Here is a 16,861-nt window from a genome sequence, read left to right as displayed (position 1 = left end):
AATAGGGTCTGACATTCACATGAATCGTGCAAAATATTAATGTGAACGGTCTGACCCTTTCGTGTGCAAAAGGAAAGGAGAAAGATAGAAAGATGATATATTTTGATCAAGCTGCCTCTAGTTTTCCAAAACCAAAAGGTGTTACAGAAGCAATGGTAGAAGCGGTTGAATCATTTGCTGCCAACCCTGGAAGAGGGGGGCATCAGTTAGCGCAACGTGCTCACCAAGTTGTTTCTCACACAAGAAAACAATTAGCTTCATTCTTTTCGTTTAAACATCCTGAGCGTGTGTTGTTTTATCCAAACGCAACGTATGCAATTAATCAAGCGGTTAAAGGATTGCCTTTTCAAGAAGGCGACCATGTTGTTTCGACAGCGATGGAGCATAATTCTGTACGTCGTCCACTAGAGGAGCTTAAAGATTCCCATGGCATAGAAGTGACGTATATTCACCCAGACTACAACGGCAATGTAAGTGAGGAGAAGCTAGAAGAATCTTTTCTTCCTAATACAAAATTATTCATTGCTACACATGCGTCAAACGTGACAGGAGCCCTCTTACCCATTGAACGCCTCTGTGAGTACGCAAAACAACGCGGTATACTCACATGTGTAGATGCGTCACAAACGGCTGGAATTCGTCCAATTGACATGAGTGAACAAAACATTGATTTATTGGCATTTCCAGGACATAAAGGGTTATTAGGTCCTCAAGGGACAGGTGTTTTAATGGCACAGCAAGGTATTCAACTTACTCCCCTTATCCAAGGCGGAACAGGCAGTCAATCGGAATCCCGTTTACAACCAAGTAATTGGCCTGAAAGTATGGAAAGCGGTACATTAAATACACCGGGAATTGCAGGGTTATCGAAGGCTATAGAGCAATTAGAAAAGATTGGACTTGAAGAGGTTGCCAATCATGAGAAAAAGCTAGTGGATCGCTGTTTACAAGGGTTACAGGCGATAGAACATGTTCGTTATGTTGGCCCTGATCAAAGCAATGATAGGATCGGTGTCATCTCCTTTGAAATAGAAGGGGTCAATGTCCATGAAGTTGCGATGATTTTAGATGAACATTATCAAATTGCTGTGCGTGCTGGCTTACACTGTAGCCCTGCCGCTCATGAATGGTTAGAGACGATCGATACAGGACTGATTCGCGTCAGTGTAGGTCCTTATAATACAGAAGAAGAAGTAGATGATTTAATCAAAGCGATCGATGAAATTTGTCAAGGGTTGCTCGGTGTGTAAGAGGTGAAAATATGATTTTATTAGGAACGGTCGTAAACGGGCTAGCGATCATGATCGGGGCATTAATCGGATTACGAATCAAAGGGTTTTCTGAGTCGATGAAGGAAACGGTCATGAAAGCCATTTCCCTTGCAGTGATTATGTTAGGGTTGTCGATGGGATTAGAAAGTGAACAATTTTTATTTGTGATTATTAGTTTAGCTGTTGGTGGGGTCATAGGTGAGCGCTTAAACTTAGAAGGAAAACTTAACCACACAGGAAAGTGGTTGGAACAACGTTTAAATAATGAGCGCACTCAGAATCAAGGAGAAGAAAATGAAGATGGACCTTCTCTTGCGCAAGGGTTTGTCATAGCTACGCTTGTTTTTGTTGTTGGTGCAATGTCTGTGATTGGTGCGTTAGATAGTGGAGTAAGGCATGACCATTCGATTTTATATACCAAGTCATTGATCGACGGTTTCTCATCGATTGTATTTGCAACGACGTTAGGTTTTGGTGTATTTTTTGCTGCATTTCCAGTCCTTCTGTATCAAGGAAGTATCGCTATATTTGCTTCCTTTATTGTAGAGTGGTTGCCTACGGACATTCTTGACCAATTTATTATAGAAATGACGGCAGTAGGGGGCGTCATGATTATGGCGATTGGCTTTAATTTGCTTGGAATCACCAATATTCGCGTTGCCAACCTACTTCCAGGCCTCATCGTCGTCATTTTACTAGTGGTAGGACAAGTTTATTTCTTTTAATACCTGAAAAATATTGAAGAACCAGCGTACAAAAATGTTGATGGTTAGTTATCCGCCTTTTTGTAATGATAAATGTTTAAGTTTAATTTCAACGATTGAAAAGGCACTACTGACAACGTGAGCCATATCCATCACGATTGACAAACGAGTATTTTGAAGAACCATCATCTCCATATACCCGCCAACATTGACGATACCGGTTAAGTGAATGTCTCCGACAGCTGGTAAATCTTTTTTCATAGCTGCTCCCGGGTAGACCGGTCCTTGCGCCAACGTGATTGTGCCGACATTACTAGATATACCAAGACAGGCATCAATGCCAATAACAAAAGCATCAGGGTGCTCATTGGCAATGTATGTGAGCGTTTCTTGTAGATTTACAGCATGAACAGGTTCATTTAATGTTCCATAAACGAAAAAAGGTTCGTTTAACCGTTGTTTTAATTTTGATCCGATAATAGGCCCGAAACAATCACCTGTTGCACGGTCGCTACCGATGCAAACGATCACTATATCTTTACCTGTTGTTTCAGGGAAGAGATTTATCATTTGCTTAGCAATTTTACTGTCACTTAGTTCACTATCCGCAGCGATTCGAAACGTATTTTCACGATCTCTTTTAAAAAGTTCTTTAGGAAACATCATACAAGCCACCCTTTGTCCATAAGTATTAACAGTATAGGAAAACAGTGTTATTTCTATACATTTCCAACAATGAAAAGGGAAAAAGGTGAAGTGATCATGTGGCAGGCAGGGTTCAAGTGGATGTTTCTTATCATCGGAACAATGATCGGGGCTGGATATGCATCGGGGCGTGAGTTGTGGCAGTTTTTCGGGTCAGAAAGTACGCTTGCGATCATCTTGTTTGCAATTTTCTTTTTTGTATGTTGCTTTGTGATTATGTCCATTAGTTATGAAAAACAATCTCAGCATTATATTCCAATTTTACAAGCGTTGGTAGGGAAGCGATTGACAAGGTTTTATGATGGTATGATTTTTCTCTATTTATTTTCAATGTCCGTTATTATGATTGCTGGTGGTGGAGCAACGTTAGAAGTGATGTATGTACCGTATTGGTACGGTGTCATTTTGATGTCGGCACTTCTTGTTGTTTTATTTATTTGGGGGATTCGTGGAATGACGTCCATGAATGCATTGATCATCCCTCTACTTATTTTATTCCTTATAGGATCGCTTCTAGCATTCCAATGGATGAATGGTTTTCCGATTCAGTTTGATGTGATGAGGCAAAGTAATTGGCCGACGGCATTTACATTTACAGCTTTAAATATCTTACCGCTTATCGCCGTTTTATCTGCTGTAGGACAAAAAATCTCCCACCCTGGTGAGATATGGATAGCTAGCTTAGGTAGTGCTGGTATTTTGGGAAGCGTATCGTTACTATATAATGAATCATTACTACAAGTAGCTCATGAAGCAATGTTATATGAAATTCCATTGTTTGCGATTATTGCAAATTACCCTCATTTTATGGTTTTGATTATGTCTGGCTTACTTTGGGGAGCGATTTATACATCTGCAGCATCTGGTGTATTTGGCATTTGTACACGAATTCAACACCGTTTTCCCTTCCCATTATGGTTATTAGCGCTTATCGCTGTTTGTACAATGATCCCTCTTACGACATTTGGTTTTTCACAACTTGTTGCCGTGCTATATCCGTTATACGGAATTCTAAATTTATACATGTTAGCAGCGATTGTCCTTTACCCAATTTTAGAACGTTTTGAAAAGGTATAGATAAAGTTAAGCTTAAGATACGCGTGCAGAAGTGCCGTAATATATAGTATAATTGGCGTACAAGCATTTTCGAGTAATAAAGGGGTGTAAGACATGGCTGATCAAACGTTTGATTTATACGATATTGTTAAGATGAAAAAACAACATCCTTGTGGGGAAAATCGTTGGCAAATCATTCGTATGGGAATGGATATTCGAATTAAATGTCTCGGTTGCGAGCATAGTGTTTTAATGCCTCGGCGTGAGTTTGAAAAAAAAGTAAAGTCAGTAATAGAACGCCATGAGTCATCGTCCAACTCTTAATATTTTTCTACCTTCTTTCTTTAATAGTGAAGAAGGTTACGGAGGTTCTGTATGAACAGGAAACTGTATGCTTTGTTGCTTGCCATATTTGCAATCAATACTGTACGTTACCTGACATACGTTGTTGAAGATTCAGTTTCAATATATGTTCTATCCATGCTCGGTTTTAATATTTTAGGAACGATCATCTGTTCCATTCATATATTTTCTTCAGCACAAAAAAAGAACGTTTCATAGGCTTGGATTGTCCAAAAAGAAACGAAATCATCGCCGGTGAAAGGAAGTCAAGAAACAATACGGTTTCTTGTCTTTTTTTTCGTTTGTCTCTATAATTGAATAAGGTAATGAAGCAAATCAAATCGTTTCTAATGAAACATTGTGATAAAGGGGTATGACAAATGGCTTTAACAACAGGGATCGTCGGTTTACCGAACGTAGGAAAATCGACGCTTTTTAACGCAATTACACAAGCAGGTGCAGAATCGGCAAACTATCCGTTCTGTACCATTGACCCAAACGTTGGGATCGTAGAAGTTCCTGACTACCGTTTGACAAAATTAACAGAATTAGTAAAACCGAAAAAAACCGTACCGACAGCATTTGAGTTTACAGATATTGCCGGGATTGTAGAAGGAGCAAGTCGTGGTGAAGGCTTAGGAAACCAATTTCTTTCTCATATTCGCCAAGTGGACGCGATTTCCCATGTTGTACGTTGCTTTCAAGATGACGACATCACTCACGTATCAGGTAGTGTCGATCCAATTCGTGACATCGAAGTGATAAATTTAGAGTTAGTGTTAGCTGACCTCGAAACAGTTGAAAAGCGAATGGCTAAAGTTGAAAAGCAGGTAAAACAGAAAGATAAGGAAGCTATTGCTGAATATGATGTGCTTTCAAAAATCAAAGATTCCCTAGAAGAGGACAAGCCTGCGCGCAGCGTAGAACTATCAGATGAGGAAGAAAAAATTGCAAAAGGCTTACATTTACTAACGATGAAACCTGTGCTTTATGTTGCTAACGTAAGTGAAGGAGAATTGTTAGAAGCGGATGAAAACCCGAAAGTGCAAAAAGTAAAAGAATACGCTGCAAATGAAGGATCACAAGTGATTGTAGTCTGTGCCAAAATTGAGGCAGAGATTGCAGAACTTGAAGGTGATGAGAAACAAGAATTTTTAGATGAACTAGGAATAGCAGAATCTGGTCTTGATCAATTAATTAAAGCGGCATACCAATTGCTTGGTTTAGAGACGTACTTTACTGCCGGAGAGCAAGAAGTGCGCGCTTGGACGATTACAGAAGGGACGAAGGCGCCACAAGCAGCTGGTGTGATCCATTCTGATTTTGAGCGTGGATTCATTCGAGCTGAAGTTGTTTCTTATGAAGACCTTGCAACAGAAGGGTCTATGAGTGCGGCTAAAGAAAAAGGGAAAGTACGTTTAGAAGGGAAAGAGTACATCGTTAAAGATGGCGATGTTGTCCATTTCCGTTTTAATGTATAAGTAAATCTTGAAGGGGGAGGTAAGCATCAAGCGGTTAACTTGGCGGCTCCTCCTCTTTTGTCGCTTTTCATAAAAATCGGCTTGTATACATTAACGGCTTCTGCTATAATATGCAGATGCGAGCAATTAAGCATTGTTCCTTGCTCCTAGTAATAGGAGCCGTTAGACCAAAAGGAGGTGACGTAAGATGCGTAAATACGAAATCATGTACATTGTACGTCCAAATCTCGAGGAATCAGCAACTAAAGAGTTAATCGAGCGCTACAATCAAGTGCTTAAAGATAACGGTGCTGAAATCGAGAATGTCGACGAAAAAGGTAAACGTCGTTTAGCTTATGAAATCAATGACTATAAAGAAGGCTACTATGTTCTTCTTAACGTAAATGCAAACGCAGAAGCGATCAACGAGTTCGACCGTCGTGTTAAAATCAACGGCGATGTTCTTCGTACGATGGCTGTTCGAGATGATGAATAAACCCTTATTAAATTAAGGAGAAAATGGGGAGGAGTTACGATGATTAACCGTGTCGTGCTGGTTGGAAGGTTAACAAAAGATCCAGAATTGCGTTATACTGCCAATGGAATTGCGGTTACGAGTTTTACACTCGCAGTAAATCGTCCTTTTTCGAACCAACAAGGAAATCGAGAAGCCGATTTTATTAACTGTGTCGTATGGCGAAAGCAAGCCGAAAACGTGGCTAACTACCTTAAAAAAGGAAGTCAAGCTGGCGTGGACGGGCGTATGCAAACGCGTAGTTATGAAAATCAAGAAGGACGTCGCATTTTTGTAACAGAAGTTGTTGCCGAAAGCGTACAGTTTTTAGAACCGAAAAATGCCAGTGGTGGTGGCGGATTTGGCTCACAGGAATCGTACGGGAATCCAAGCCCTAGTCCGAACCCATATGAACCAGCAAACGACGGATTTCAGCGTAACCAAGGTCAAGCACCTGGATCAGGTGGTCAAAAAGGTCAGACTGATTTATCCGATGATCCATTCGCAAGCGATGGGAAGCCGATCGACATTTCCGATGACGATCTCCCATTCTAATTCAATAAAACATGCATGTGTTTCAAAATAACGATTCTAAAAGTAAAGGAGGGGTGGAAATGGCACGTCGTGGTCGACCAAAACGCCGTAAAGTGTGTTATTTTACGGTTAACAAGATTAACAAAATTGACTATAAAGACGTTGATCTCCTTAAGAAGTTCATTTCCGAGCGTGGAAAAATTCTTCCTCGCCGCGTAACAGGAACTTCCGCGAAGTACCAACGTCAATTGACTCGTGCAATTAAGCGCGCACGTCAAATGGCTTTATTGCCATATGTGACTGAATAGTAAATGAAAACTCTCAGTAGTGACGAAGCTACTGAGAGTTTTTTGTATCTCAAAGTATTTCTGAGTTCGATAAATGAAAACGCATTCGTTTCACGTGGAACAAATGAATGTTTTCCTAAAGTTTTAGAAGGGGTTAAAAAGAGGTTAAAAAGAGGGAAAATGTACATATGATGTTACTTTGTCTTTATGAAAGAAGACGTGCTACAATATAACTTGGGTATTTGAATTTCATTGACTAGAATAGAAAGTAGGGAAAAACATGCAACAAACGCGAACAGTGACAGAAGGTGCCATGATTCTGTCCATTTATATGGTCCTTTTGTTTATTTCATTTTGGGTTCCTTTTGTTGGCTCCCTTGTGTTATGGTTGTTGCCCATTCCTTTTATTTTATATGTTATGCGTCACGGTCTTAAACCTGGCGTTTTTGTATGGGTATCAAGTTTGTTTTTAACGTTGATGTTACTGACGCCAATGGCATTACCGCTTACGTTCACATTTGCAACAGGTGGGCTTGTAATTGGGGAAATGTTTCGGCGTAAAAAACAAGCCTTTGCTGTCTTGTTAGCAGGATCATTAACGTTCATTGCAACGTTACTTGTTAATTTTATTATTAGTATTGTTCTTTTGGATATCCATCCGATTGAAACGATGCAAGAAATGCTTTATGAATCCGTAGTAACAGCTGAGACGCTGTTAAGTTCAATTGGACAAAGTGAATCAGGTGACGTTCTTACTCAAATGGAAACGTTTATTGATCAATTGATGGTGATTACACCGTTTCTATTTATTGTGACGGGTATTGGTTATGCTTTATTCATACAATGGATTGCGTCAACCTTTTTACGTCGCTTGAAGTATGAAATATCGACCTTTCCACCACTTAGAGAATGGTCGTTTCCGAAATCGTTTATATGGTATTATTTGATCATGCTAATCTTGCTTATGATTGGTTTCGAACAAGGGGATACGATGTATACTGTGGTGATGAACCTTACGCCATTATTAGAAATGGCGATGATTATTCAAGGTTTTGCGTTTATTTTCTTCTATTTCTATAATAAAGGAGTTACGCGTGCGTTTCCGATTACGATTGTCATCGTGAGTCTTTTTATGCCGTTCCTCTTAAGTATCGTCCGAATTCTAGGTCTGATTGATTTAGGGTTCGACCTTCGAAAACGGATGAATTCAGGCAAATAGGAGTTGTTCGAGCTATGCCGAAAACGATATTGAGACGGTGGCACGGCTACCATCTCATCGCACTGTTTTCTTGGTCGATTGTCCTGTCACTTATCTTGTTATTTTATCAGTGGCAATTAGGCTCATTTAGCCTAGTTGTAGGTGTTGCGATTTTAGTTTTGATGCTGCGTGCTAAAAACAGCTTTGAAAATGAGATGACTGATTATATTTCTCGTTTAACTTATCGAATTAACAAAGTTGGCGAAGAAGCAGTCACTTCATTACCAATAGGAATCGTCACCTATAGTGAAACAGGTGTTATTCAATGGGTGAATCCTTATATGAATGAAGTCCTGGATCATACCTTAATTGGGGAGACGGTGGATGTGATTAGCGAATCATTACCAAAACGCCTCCGTGCTGAGCAAGATGAATTTGTGATAACAGTGAACGAACGTGCGTATCGCGTCGTTGTCAAACGTAACGAGCGCTTGTTGTATTTGTTCGATGTCACTGACGAACAAGAACTGAAACATCGATTTGAACAAGAAAAAACCGTTCTAGGAACGGTCTATTTAGATAATTACGAAGAAGTGACGCAAGGGATGGACGATCAATTACGGAGTAAATTGATGAGCCATGTCACTTCATCATTAAATCAATGGTCGCAAACATATGATATCTTTTTACGGCGTGCATCAGCGGATCGGTTCATTGCTGTATTAAATGAAGGGACGCTTGAACAGTTAGAAGAAGAACGCTTTACAATTCTCGATGAAGTCCGTGAAGTAACAGGGCAAGAGAATGTTTCACTCACGTTAAGTATTGGAATTGGAAGTGGTGAGCGTTCCTTGCGCGAGCTCGGTTCACTTGCACAGTCGAGCCTTGATTTAGCATTAGGGCGTGGGGGAGATCAAGTTGCGATCAAAGAACGAAACGGGCAAGTAAGATTCTACGGTGGAAAATCCAATGCTGTTGAGAAACGGACACGTGTACGTGCCCGTGTCATATCCCACGCGATGCGTGATTTTGTCGCAGAAAGCGATAAAGTACTCATCATGGGGCATAAAAACCCAGATATGGATGCGATCGGCTCCTCAATTGGCATGGCAAAGATTGCTGAAGTTAATGGCAAGGAAGGGCTCGTCGTCGTTAATCCAAATGACACAGAAAGCGTTAGTAATCTTCTAGAAGAGGTTCGTGAGCATGATCGTCTATGGTCACAATTTATTTCACCGGAAGAAGCACACGAAGAATTAACTGAAGATACATTACTTGTCGTTGTTGATACGCATAAACCATCGATGACGATCGACCCGGAGATATTAAAGAAAGTAAATCGTGTGATCGTTATTGACCATCACCGACGAGGTGAGGAATTTATTGAAAATGCTGTTCTTGTTTATATGGAACCATATGCATCTTCAACGGCAGAACTAGTAACAGAACTATTAGAGTATCAGCCGCACACACCAAGTCTTGATGTGTTAGAATCAACATCACTTTTAGCAGGTATTATTGTTGATACGAAAAGTTTCGCGATTAGAACAGGGTCTCGTACCTTCGACGCAGCTTCATTTTTGAAAACACAAGGAGCTGACACTACGCTCGTACAACAATTAATGAAAGAAGATATAAGTCAATATGTAAAGCGAGCAAAGCTCGTTGAAAGTGCTTCTGTATACCGAGGTAGTGTTGCAATTGCAAAAGGAGACCCAGCGGAAACTTACGGTCGTGTCCTTATTGCGCAAGCAGCTGATACACTGCTCACACTAAAAGATGTCGTCGCTTCATTTGTCATCTCTCATGTAGATGAAGAGCGCGTCAATGTTAGTGCAAGGTCCTTAGGTGATGTCAACGTACAAGTGATTATGGAAAAGCTTGACGGAGGTGGCCACTTAACGAATGCAGCGACTCAACTAGATGGTTATAGCATTGAAGAAGTTGAGGAGCTATTAAATGAAAAAATAGATGAATACTTTGAAGGAGGTCAATCGTCATGAAAGTCATTTTTTTAGCAGATGTTAAAGGTAAAGGAAAAAAAGGTGAAGTGAAAGATGTTTCTGAAGGATATGCTCGCAATTATTTATTGAAAAATAATCTAGCAAAAGAGGCGACAAAAGCTAACCTCAAAGCTTTAGAAAAACAACAAGAAAGCCAAAAACGTGAAGAAGAGAATAAATTACAAGAAGCAAAACAATTTAAAGAAAAGCTAGAAAACACCACGGTAGAATTGAGTGCAAAATCAGGAGACAAAGGACGTTTATTCGGTGCCGTGACGAATAAGCAGATTGCTGAACAGTTGAAAAAGATGGACTTAAAGATTGATAAAAGAAAAATTGAAATGAATGAGCCAATCAGAAACTTAGGCTATACGAATGTAACGGTAAAAGTTCACCCACAAGTGACAGCTACCTTAAAAGTACATGTGAAAGAAGCCTAAGGAAATTTGGCTTAATAGAAAGAGGGAGAAACAATGAGCGATTTGTTTGCAGATCGAACGCCTCCGCAAAATATTGAAGCGGAGCAAGCGGTTCTTGGTGCGATCTTTTTAGAAGGCGAAGCGCTAGTCACAGCTTCAGAACGTTTGGACCCAGATGACTTTTATCGCGCAGCCCATCAACGACTTTTTCAAGTTATGCTCACGTTAGGGGAAAAAGGCGAACCAGTTGACTTAGTGACAGTAACGAGTGAACTACAAGATAACAAGTGGTTAGAGGAAGTCGGTGGCGTTTCTTACTTGAGTGATCTTGCCAATGCCGTTCCTACTGCTGCAAACATCGATTATTATAGTCAAATTGTTGAAGAAAAATCGTTACTACGTCGCCTGATCCGTGTAGCAACGAATATCGCAGCTGAAGGGTATGCAGCTGAAGAAGAAGTCGAAAATATTCTCAATGATGCTGAGCGTACAGTACTTGAAATTGCGCAAAAAAAGAATACGAGTGCTTTCACATCCATTAAGGATGTACTCATCGAAGCCTATGATCAGATCGAGTTGTTACAAACGCAAACGGAGGATGTCACTGGTATTGCAACAGGCTTTACAGAACTTGATAATATTACAGCTGGCTTTCAACGCAGTGACTTGATTATTGTTGCTGCTAGACCTTCTGTAGGTAAGACAGCCTTTGCTTTAAATATCTCGCAAAATGTCGCTACTCGGTCTGGAGAAAACGTTGCGATCTTCAGTCTTGAGATGGGGGCTTCTCAATTAGTGATGCGTATGCTGTGTGCTGAAGGTAATATTGATGCACAAAGGTTAAGAACTGGACAGCTTGAAGAAGAAGACTGGGAAAAGTTAACGATGGCGATGGGTTCATTATCTAATGCGGGCATTTATATTGACGATACCCCAGGTGTAAAAGTCAATGATATTCGTGCCAAGTGTCGACGTCTAAAACAGGAAAAAGGACTTGGTATGATCATGATTGACTACTTACAACTTATTCAAGGGGATGGACGAAATGGCGAGAATCGTCAGCAAGAAGTCAGTGAAATTTCCCGAGAACTGAAAGGGATTGCCCGTGAACTAGATGTACCTGTGATTGCTTTATCCCAGCTTTCTCGTGGCGTTGAGTCACGCCAAGATAAACGACCAATGATGAGTGACCTGCGTGAATCAGGAAGTATTGAGCAGGATGCCGATATCGTCTCTTTCTTATATCGTGATGACTATTACGATCAAGAATCGGAGCAGAAAGATATTATCGAAATTATTATTGCTAAGCAACGTAATGGTCCTGTTGGAACTGTCGAACTAGCCTTTGTAAAAGAATATAATAAGTTTGTAAACTTGGAAAGGCGCTTTGATGAAGGGGACATGCCACCAGGTGCGTAAAGGTGACGATACTTGTTTTCGTCACCTTTTTTTAAATACGAATAACGTAGAGTTAACAATGAGTAACGTTCGTGTTTAATTGACTGTTATTCATGTAACTGGTAAAATCAAAGTGTGTTTAATAATGAATACGAACGAAATTAATTTTGCTTTTTTAAATATTCGTAACGGAGGTGCTGGCCGATGCCGTCGGTAGTCGTAGTAGGAACGCAATGGGGAGACGAAGGAAAAGGTAAAATTACTGATTACTTATCAGAACAAGCAGAAGTTGTTGCACGTTATCAAGGTGGAAACAATGCAGGACATACGATCGTATTTAATGGACAAACATTTAAACTCCATTTGATTCCATCAGGGATTTTTTATAATGATAAAATTTGCGTGATTGGAAATGGGATGGTGATCGATCCCAAGGCTCTTGTGCAAGAACTTGAATATTTACATGAACGTGGAATAGATACGAGTAATTTGCGAATTAGTAATCGCGCCCACGTTATTTTACCGTACCATCTTAAACTAGATGTGGTAGAAGAGGAGAGTAAAGGTGCGAATAAAATAGGTACGACGAAAAAAGGCATCGGTCCAGCCTATATGGATAAAGCTGCCCGCGTTGGTATTCGAATCGCAGACCTTTTAGATCGTTCTGCTTTTGATGAGAAGCTAACGTATAACTTACAAGAAAAAAATCGTTTATTAGAGAAAATGTATGAAGTAGAGGGCTTTAAGAAAGAGGATATTTTAGAAGAGTACTTTCAATATGGCCAAGAAATTGCTAAATACGTAACAGACACTTCTGTTGTGCTAAATGACGGCCTTGAACTAGGAAAACGTGTATTGTTTGAAGGCGCACAAGGCGTAATGTTAGATATTGACCAAGGAACATATCCATTTGTTACTTCATCAAACCCAATTGCGGGTGGTGTGGCAATTGGCTCTGGCGTTGGTCCATCAAAAATTGATCATGTCGTCGGTGTATCCAAAGCTTATACGACACGCGTTGGTGATGGTCCATTTCCAACAGAATTGACCGATGAAATAGGTGAACAGATTCGTGAAGTTGGGAAAGAGTACGGAACGACAACAGGACGTCCGCGCCGCGTTGGTTGGTTTGATAGTGTTGTTGTTCGCCATGCTCAGAGAGTTAGTGGAATCACAGACCTTTCATTAAACTCAATCGATGTATTAACGGGCATTGAAACACTCAAAATTTGTGTCGCATACAAATATAAAGGTGAAATCATTGAAGAGTTCCCAGCAAATTTAAATGTTTTAGCCGAATGTGAGCCTGTATATGAAGAACTTGCAGGATGGACAGAAGATATTACAGGGGCAAAATCTCTCCATGATTTACCGAAAAATGCACTTTATTATGTTGAAAGAATTTCGCAGTTAACAGGGATTCCACTAAGCGTGTTTTCAGTTGGACCTGACCGATCACAAACGAATCAAGTTCGAGGCGTATTTGCTTAATTTTAAAGTCCCGATTACCGGTTCAAGGTTGATCGGGACTTTTATTAACGATTCAGTCGCTTATCCCAACATGAAATTATATATTTCCAACGAATTTAGACTTGCGAAATCATAAAAAATTAGTTAAAGTAGTAAAAGACTTGTTGAGAGCAGAAAGCAAATAGCTGGTTGCTAAGAAAAAAATATATTTTTTTAAAAAAGCTATTGCATTTCAAAAATATAAGTGATATTATTATAAATGTCGCTGACAGGATAACTGCTCAGTCGCAAACACAAAATGAAATTGATTGAAATAGGCCCGTTGGTCAAGTGGTTAAGACACCGCCCTTTCACGGCGGTATCAGGGGTTCGAATCCCCTACGGGTCACCAACATCGCGGGGTGGAGCAGTCTGGTAGCTCGTCGGGCTCATAACCCGAAGGTCGGTGGTTCAAATCCATCCCCCGCAACCAAAATACCATCGCAACTTCGTCGAATAATCATCAAAGCAAGGTGGGATTGTGTACTTGAAAAAGTACAAATGGACAAGCACAAAACATATATTCCAATAATGGTCCCGTAGTGTAGCGGTCAACATGCCTGCCTGTCACGCAGGAGATCGCGGGTTCGAATCCCGTCGGGACCGCCATTTAGGCTCGATAGCTCAGTCGGTAGAGCAGTGGACTGAAAATCCTCGTGTCGGCGGTTCGATTCCGTCTCGAGCCACCACTTTTGCTGGCCTAGCTCAATTGGTAGAGCAACTGACTTGTAATCAGTAGGTTGGGGGTTCAAGTCCTCTGGCCAGCACCAGTTACATATTTATAAAACATCTACTTATCAGAGGATAAGTAGTTTTTTTTTGCTCATGTCTATCTTTAACATCAACAATACATTTATATTACAATTTCGTAATAATTGCTAAAAAATTGTCGGTTTGTGTTAAAATGCAATAGGTTAAAAACTAAAGTATTGTCTTGAATATATATTGAGTTGAAATCGTAGGAGGAGAACAATATGAAGGGGAAAATACGGTTGTCGTCTTTTTCGTCTTTCATTTATGATCGATGGAGAAAACAACAGCAAATGATTAAACACCAATGGAAAAATTATCATAAACGAATTGTTACAGGTACGCTTGCTTTTGCTGTTTCATTGGGTGTTTCTTCACTTTCAATGGCACAAGCAAGTGCACATATTAATTACTTTGAAGAATTAGAGAAAATCTATCATATTGAAGTAGATGACAAACGGATTGGTTCTGTCGATAACTATCAAATTGTCGAAGATAAAATGGACAAAGTGTTAAAAGAAAATGCTGACCAATTTGAAGGTAAAGAACTGTTAGTTGGGGAAAACATCTCTTATACTGTAGAGCGTGTATTTCAAAGTCGTGTAGATAATCAACAAACGATCGGTGAGTTAGAAGACTATCTTGAAGTTCATGTACCAAGTGAATACATAACTGTTGATGGTGAAACTGTTGGTCATATTGATGCTGATAAAGATGTTAAGGAAATTAGAAAGAGCTTGATTAAAGACTATTTAAGTGATGATGAATGGGAACAATGGCAAGAACGAGCTGGAGAAGCACTCGATGAAGAAGAAGTGATTGAAGACATTCAGTCTGGTGAAGAAGTATTAATTGACATTGAATTATCAGCAGACATCGAGAGTGAACAATCAAGTGCTCACCCTGATCAAATATTAAGTATTGATGAGGCAAAAGACGTAATTATTAACGGAACGTTAGAAGAAGATAAATATGAAGTTAGTGAAGGCGATGTGCTCGGGTCTATTGCATCTGATCATGACCTTTCTCTAAATGAATTGTTAGCGTTAAACGATGATATTGATGAAGATACTTTGCTACAATTGGGTGATGAACTTAGCGTCACTGTCTACGAACCACTGATTGATGTTGTTGTTGAACGTATAAAAAAAGAAGAACAAACGATTCGATATCAAGAAAGAACAGAGGAAGATGACGCTATTTGGCAAGGGGAATCAGAAGTTCGACAATCTGGTTCAGATGGGGAAAAATTGATCACCTCAGCAAATGTGTATGAAAATGGTCAATCTGTAGCAGAAGAAATTATTGAAGAGGAAGTTACTAAAGAAGCGAAAGATCGCATTGTTGTGCATGGAACAAAAACTTCTCCATCGAGAGGGACAGGGGATCTCGTTCGTCCAACTGTTGGAGGAACAATGACAAGTCCAATGGGCCCACGTTGGGGACGAATGCATAATGGCATTGATGTTGCTGGTGTATCGAACCGTGATATTTTAGCAGCAGACAATGGTGTCGTTTCTTCAGCGGGTAATGAAGGTGGTTATGGCAATACAGTTCGAATTAATCATAATAATGGTATGGAGACTGTATATGCTCATTTATCATCTATTGATGTAAGTGTCGGACAAACTGTAGGTCAAGGTCAGACGATTGGTACAATGGGGTCGACTGGTAGATCCACAGGCGTTCACTTACACTTTGAAGTTCATGAAAATGGACAAGTAAAAGACCCATTAAATTACGTGACTTATTAAATGATCAAGCTGATTCACTACAAAGCTGGTATCCTGTTAGAAAGGGAGAACGTAGAACGCAATGTTTTACGTTTTCTTTTATTGAGGACCGACTTTGTTATGGATCAGCTTCATTTGTATGATTGTAAGTTATATACAGGGGGTAGTTCCCATTTATGAAATAGAGACGATTTTGCTGATTATGATAGAATATAGGTAGAGATTTTTGATGAACTGCGCTGATTATGAATTGGAGGCTAGCTGATATGGATAAACAACGAATTTTAGTTGTCGATGATGAAGAGCCGATTGCAGATATTTTACAATTTAATTTAGAAAAGGAAGGGTTTGAAGTCACTTGTGCCTATGATGGTAATGAAGCTTTAGAAAAGGTACAAGACCCCGTTCCTGACCTTGTTCTTTTAGATATTATGTTGCCTTATAAAGATGGAATGGAAGTATGTAGGGAAATAAGAAAACAATTTGAAATCCCGATTATTATGCTGACAGCAAAAGACTCGGAGATTGATAAAGTACTCGGGTTAGAACTAGGTGCAGATGATTACGTTACAAAACCTTTTAGTACGCGCGAGTTATTAGCAAGAGTAAAAGCCAATTTACGTCGTAATCAAGTACAGTCTAAAGAAGCAGTATCGGAAACAAATGATATTCAAATTGGCGCGCTCACTATTCACCCGGATGCCTATCTAGTCACAAAGCGTGGGGAAGCAATTGAATTAACGCATCGTGAATTTGAATTGATTCATTACCTAGCTAAGCATATCGGACAAGTCATGACCCGTGAGCACTTACTACAAGCTGTTTGGGGATATGATTATTTTGGAGATGTGCGAACTGTTGACGTTACAGTAAGACGTCTACGAGAGAAGGTAGAAGACAACCCAAGTTACCCGAATTGGATTATTACTCGTCGTGGTGTTGGGTATTACATGCGTCAAGTTGAGCAGGAGTCTTAAA

Annotated in this window: 17 protein-coding genes and 5 tRNA genes; 21 read left to right on the top strand and 1 reads right to left on the bottom strand. The window is 39.9% G+C overall.

Annotated elements, in window-relative coordinates:
• Window positions 1-92: 92 nt before the first annotated feature.
• Window positions 93-1,250, top strand: coding sequence for an aminotransferase class V-fold PLP-dependent enzyme (locus HNQ41_RS14625; protein ID WP_184665178.1), 1,158 nt, complete (start codon window positions 93-95; stop codon window positions 1,248-1,250).
• Window positions 1,251-1,261: 11 nt separating this feature from the next.
• Window positions 1,262-1,996, top strand: a complete 735-nt coding sequence (locus HNQ41_RS14620) for a DUF554 domain-containing protein (RefSeq protein WP_184665177.1) — start codon at window positions 1,262-1,264, stop codon at window positions 1,994-1,996.
• A 48-nt stretch (window positions 1,997-2,044) separates the two neighbouring features.
• On the opposite strand, the gene yyaC is transcribed toward HNQ41_RS14620, so the two are convergent.
• The gene (yyaC, locus tag HNQ41_RS14615; protein WP_184665176.1) at window positions 2,045-2,638 is read right to left on the bottom strand and encodes a spore protease YyaC; all 594 of its coding nucleotides are present in this window, start codon (window positions 2,636-2,638) and stop codon (window positions 2,045-2,047) included.
• A 99-nt stretch (window positions 2,639-2,737) separates the two neighbouring features.
• Between yyaC and HNQ41_RS14610 the strand changes: the two genes are divergently transcribed.
• From HNQ41_RS14610 to yycF, 19 genes are all read left to right on the top strand, one after another.
• Complete coding sequence (locus HNQ41_RS14610) at window positions 2,738-3,757, top strand: YkvI family membrane protein (protein ID WP_184665175.1); 1,020 nt, start codon at window positions 2,738-2,740, stop codon at window positions 3,755-3,757.
• A gap of 93 nt (window positions 3,758-3,850) precedes the next feature.
• Window positions 3,851-4,060 carry a DUF951 domain-containing protein gene (locus HNQ41_RS14605; RefSeq protein ID WP_184665174.1) on the top strand — a complete coding sequence of 70 codons (210 nt, stop codon included), beginning with the start codon at window positions 3,851-3,853 and terminating at the stop codon, window positions 4,058-4,060.
• Between the two features lie 51 nt (window positions 4,061-4,111).
• A complete protein-coding gene (locus HNQ41_RS14600; RefSeq protein ID WP_184665173.1) occupies window positions 4,112-4,297 on the top strand; it encodes a hypothetical protein in 186 nt (61 codons plus the stop codon).
• Window positions 4,298-4,458: 161 nt separating this feature from the next.
• Complete coding sequence (ychF, locus tag HNQ41_RS14595; RefSeq protein WP_184665172.1) at window positions 4,459-5,559, top strand: redox-regulated ATPase YchF; 1,101 nt, start codon at window positions 4,459-4,461, stop codon at window positions 5,557-5,559.
• A 187-nt stretch (window positions 5,560-5,746) separates the two neighbouring features.
• Window positions 5,747-6,034, top strand: coding sequence for a 30S ribosomal protein S6 (gene rpsF, locus HNQ41_RS14590; RefSeq protein WP_184665171.1), 288 nt, complete (start codon window positions 5,747-5,749; stop codon window positions 6,032-6,034).
• Between the two features lie 39 nt (window positions 6,035-6,073).
• Window positions 6,074-6,607: a single-stranded DNA-binding protein gene (gene ssb / locus HNQ41_RS14585; protein WP_184665170.1), complete on the top strand. Its 534-nt coding sequence runs from the start codon at window positions 6,074-6,076 to the stop codon at window positions 6,605-6,607.
• A gap of 59 nt (window positions 6,608-6,666) precedes the next feature.
• The gene (gene rpsR / locus HNQ41_RS14580; protein WP_184665169.1) at window positions 6,667-6,894 is read left to right on the top strand and encodes a 30S ribosomal protein S18; all 228 of its coding nucleotides are present in this window, start codon (window positions 6,667-6,669) and stop codon (window positions 6,892-6,894) included.
• A 259-nt stretch (window positions 6,895-7,153) separates the two neighbouring features.
• Window positions 7,154-8,092 carry a YybS family protein gene (locus HNQ41_RS14575; RefSeq protein WP_184665168.1) on the top strand — a complete coding sequence of 313 codons (939 nt, stop codon included), beginning with the start codon at window positions 7,154-7,156 and terminating at the stop codon, window positions 8,090-8,092.
• 14 nt (window positions 8,093-8,106) lie between these two features.
• Window positions 8,107-10,074 (top strand): DHH family phosphoesterase, encoded by a 1,968-nt coding sequence (locus tag HNQ41_RS14570; RefSeq protein ID WP_184665167.1) that lies wholly within the window; start codon window positions 8,107-8,109, stop codon window positions 10,072-10,074.
• Window positions 10,071-10,514 (top strand): 50S ribosomal protein L9, encoded by a 444-nt coding sequence (rplI, locus tag HNQ41_RS14565; protein WP_184665166.1) that lies wholly within the window; start codon window positions 10,071-10,073, stop codon window positions 10,512-10,514. Before HNQ41_RS14570 ends, rplI begins: the two co-directional genes overlap by 4 nt.
• 33 nt (window positions 10,515-10,547) lie before the next feature.
• Window positions 10,548-11,912: a replicative DNA helicase gene (dnaB, locus tag HNQ41_RS14560; protein WP_184665165.1), complete on the top strand. Its 1,365-nt coding sequence runs from the start codon at window positions 10,548-10,550 to the stop codon at window positions 11,910-11,912.
• 183 nt (window positions 11,913-12,095) lie between these two features.
• Window positions 12,096-13,382, top strand: a complete 1,287-nt coding sequence (locus HNQ41_RS14555) for an adenylosuccinate synthase (RefSeq protein ID WP_184665164.1) — start codon at window positions 12,096-12,098, stop codon at window positions 13,380-13,382.
• A gap of 295 nt (window positions 13,383-13,677) precedes the next feature.
• Window positions 13,678-13,752, top strand: a tRNA-Glu gene (locus HNQ41_RS14550).
• Between the two features lie 4 nt (window positions 13,753-13,756).
• Window positions 13,757-13,833, top strand: a tRNA-Met gene (locus HNQ41_RS14545).
• A gap of 100 nt (window positions 13,834-13,933) precedes the next feature.
• Window positions 13,934-14,009 (top strand) — tRNA-Asp (locus tag HNQ41_RS14540).
• A 4-nt stretch (window positions 14,010-14,013) separates the two neighbouring features.
• Window positions 14,014-14,089 (top strand) — tRNA-Phe (locus tag HNQ41_RS14535).
• Window positions 14,090-14,094: 5 nt separating this feature from the next.
• Window positions 14,095-14,170: transfer RNA gene (locus HNQ41_RS14530), tRNA-Thr, on the top strand.
• Window positions 14,171-14,374: 204 nt separating this feature from the next.
• Complete coding sequence (locus tag HNQ41_RS14525; protein WP_184665163.1) at window positions 14,375-15,904, top strand: LysM peptidoglycan-binding domain-containing M23 family metallopeptidase; 1,530 nt, start codon at window positions 14,375-14,377, stop codon at window positions 15,902-15,904.
• Window positions 15,905-16,149: 245 nt separating this feature from the next.
• Window positions 16,150-16,860: a response regulator YycF gene (gene yycF / locus HNQ41_RS14520; protein ID WP_184665162.1), complete on the top strand. Its 711-nt coding sequence runs from the start codon at window positions 16,150-16,152 to the stop codon at window positions 16,858-16,860.
• Window position 16,861 lies beyond the last annotated feature (1 nt).

This window comes from Texcoconibacillus texcoconensis (assembly GCF_014202575.1).
GTDB classification, from domain to species: domain Bacteria; phylum Bacillota; class Bacilli; order Bacillales; family Salisediminibacteriaceae; genus Texcoconibacillus; species Texcoconibacillus texcoconensis.
The sequence above is the reverse complement of the archived record's forward strand: the minus strand, read 5'-3'. Positions and strand labels throughout refer to the sequence as shown.

Coding starts and splice junctions, on each gene's coding strand:
- HNQ41_RS14625 (WP_184665178.1), top strand. CDS start 93: ATGATATATTTTGATCAAGCTGCCTCTAGTTTTCCAAAACCAAAAGGT.
- HNQ41_RS14620 (WP_184665177.1), top strand. CDS start 1,262: ATGATTTTATTAGGAACGGTCGTAAACGGGCTAGCGATCATGATCGGG.
- yyaC (WP_184665176.1), bottom strand. CDS start 2,638: ATGTTTCCTAAAGAACTTTTTAAAAGAGATCGTGAAAATACGTTTCGA.
- HNQ41_RS14610 (WP_184665175.1), top strand. CDS start 2,738: ATGTGGCAGGCAGGGTTCAAGTGGATGTTTCTTATCATCGGAACAATG.
- HNQ41_RS14605 (WP_184665174.1), top strand. CDS start 3,851: ATGGCTGATCAAACGTTTGATTTATACGATATTGTTAAGATGAAAAAA.
- HNQ41_RS14600 (WP_184665173.1), top strand. CDS start 4,112: ATGAACAGGAAACTGTATGCTTTGTTGCTTGCCATATTTGCAATCAAT.
- ychF (WP_184665172.1), top strand. CDS start 4,459: ATGGCTTTAACAACAGGGATCGTCGGTTTACCGAACGTAGGAAAATCG.
- rpsF (WP_184665171.1), top strand. CDS start 5,747: ATGCGTAAATACGAAATCATGTACATTGTACGTCCAAATCTCGAGGAA.
- ssb (WP_184665170.1), top strand. CDS start 6,074: ATGATTAACCGTGTCGTGCTGGTTGGAAGGTTAACAAAAGATCCAGAA.
- rpsR (WP_184665169.1), top strand. CDS start 6,667: ATGGCACGTCGTGGTCGACCAAAACGCCGTAAAGTGTGTTATTTTACG.
- HNQ41_RS14575 (WP_184665168.1), top strand. CDS start 7,154: ATGCAACAAACGCGAACAGTGACAGAAGGTGCCATGATTCTGTCCATT.
- HNQ41_RS14570 (WP_184665167.1), top strand. CDS start 8,107: ATGCCGAAAACGATATTGAGACGGTGGCACGGCTACCATCTCATCGCA.
- rplI (WP_184665166.1), top strand. CDS start 10,071: ATGAAAGTCATTTTTTTAGCAGATGTTAAAGGTAAAGGAAAAAAAGGT.
- dnaB (WP_184665165.1), top strand. CDS start 10,548: ATGAGCGATTTGTTTGCAGATCGAACGCCTCCGCAAAATATTGAAGCG.
- HNQ41_RS14555 (WP_184665164.1), top strand. CDS start 12,096: ATGCCGTCGGTAGTCGTAGTAGGAACGCAATGGGGAGACGAAGGAAAA.
- HNQ41_RS14525 (WP_184665163.1), top strand. CDS start 14,375: ATGAAGGGGAAAATACGGTTGTCGTCTTTTTCGTCTTTCATTTATGAT.
- yycF (WP_184665162.1), top strand. CDS start 16,150: ATGGATAAACAACGAATTTTAGTTGTCGATGATGAAGAGCCGATTGCA.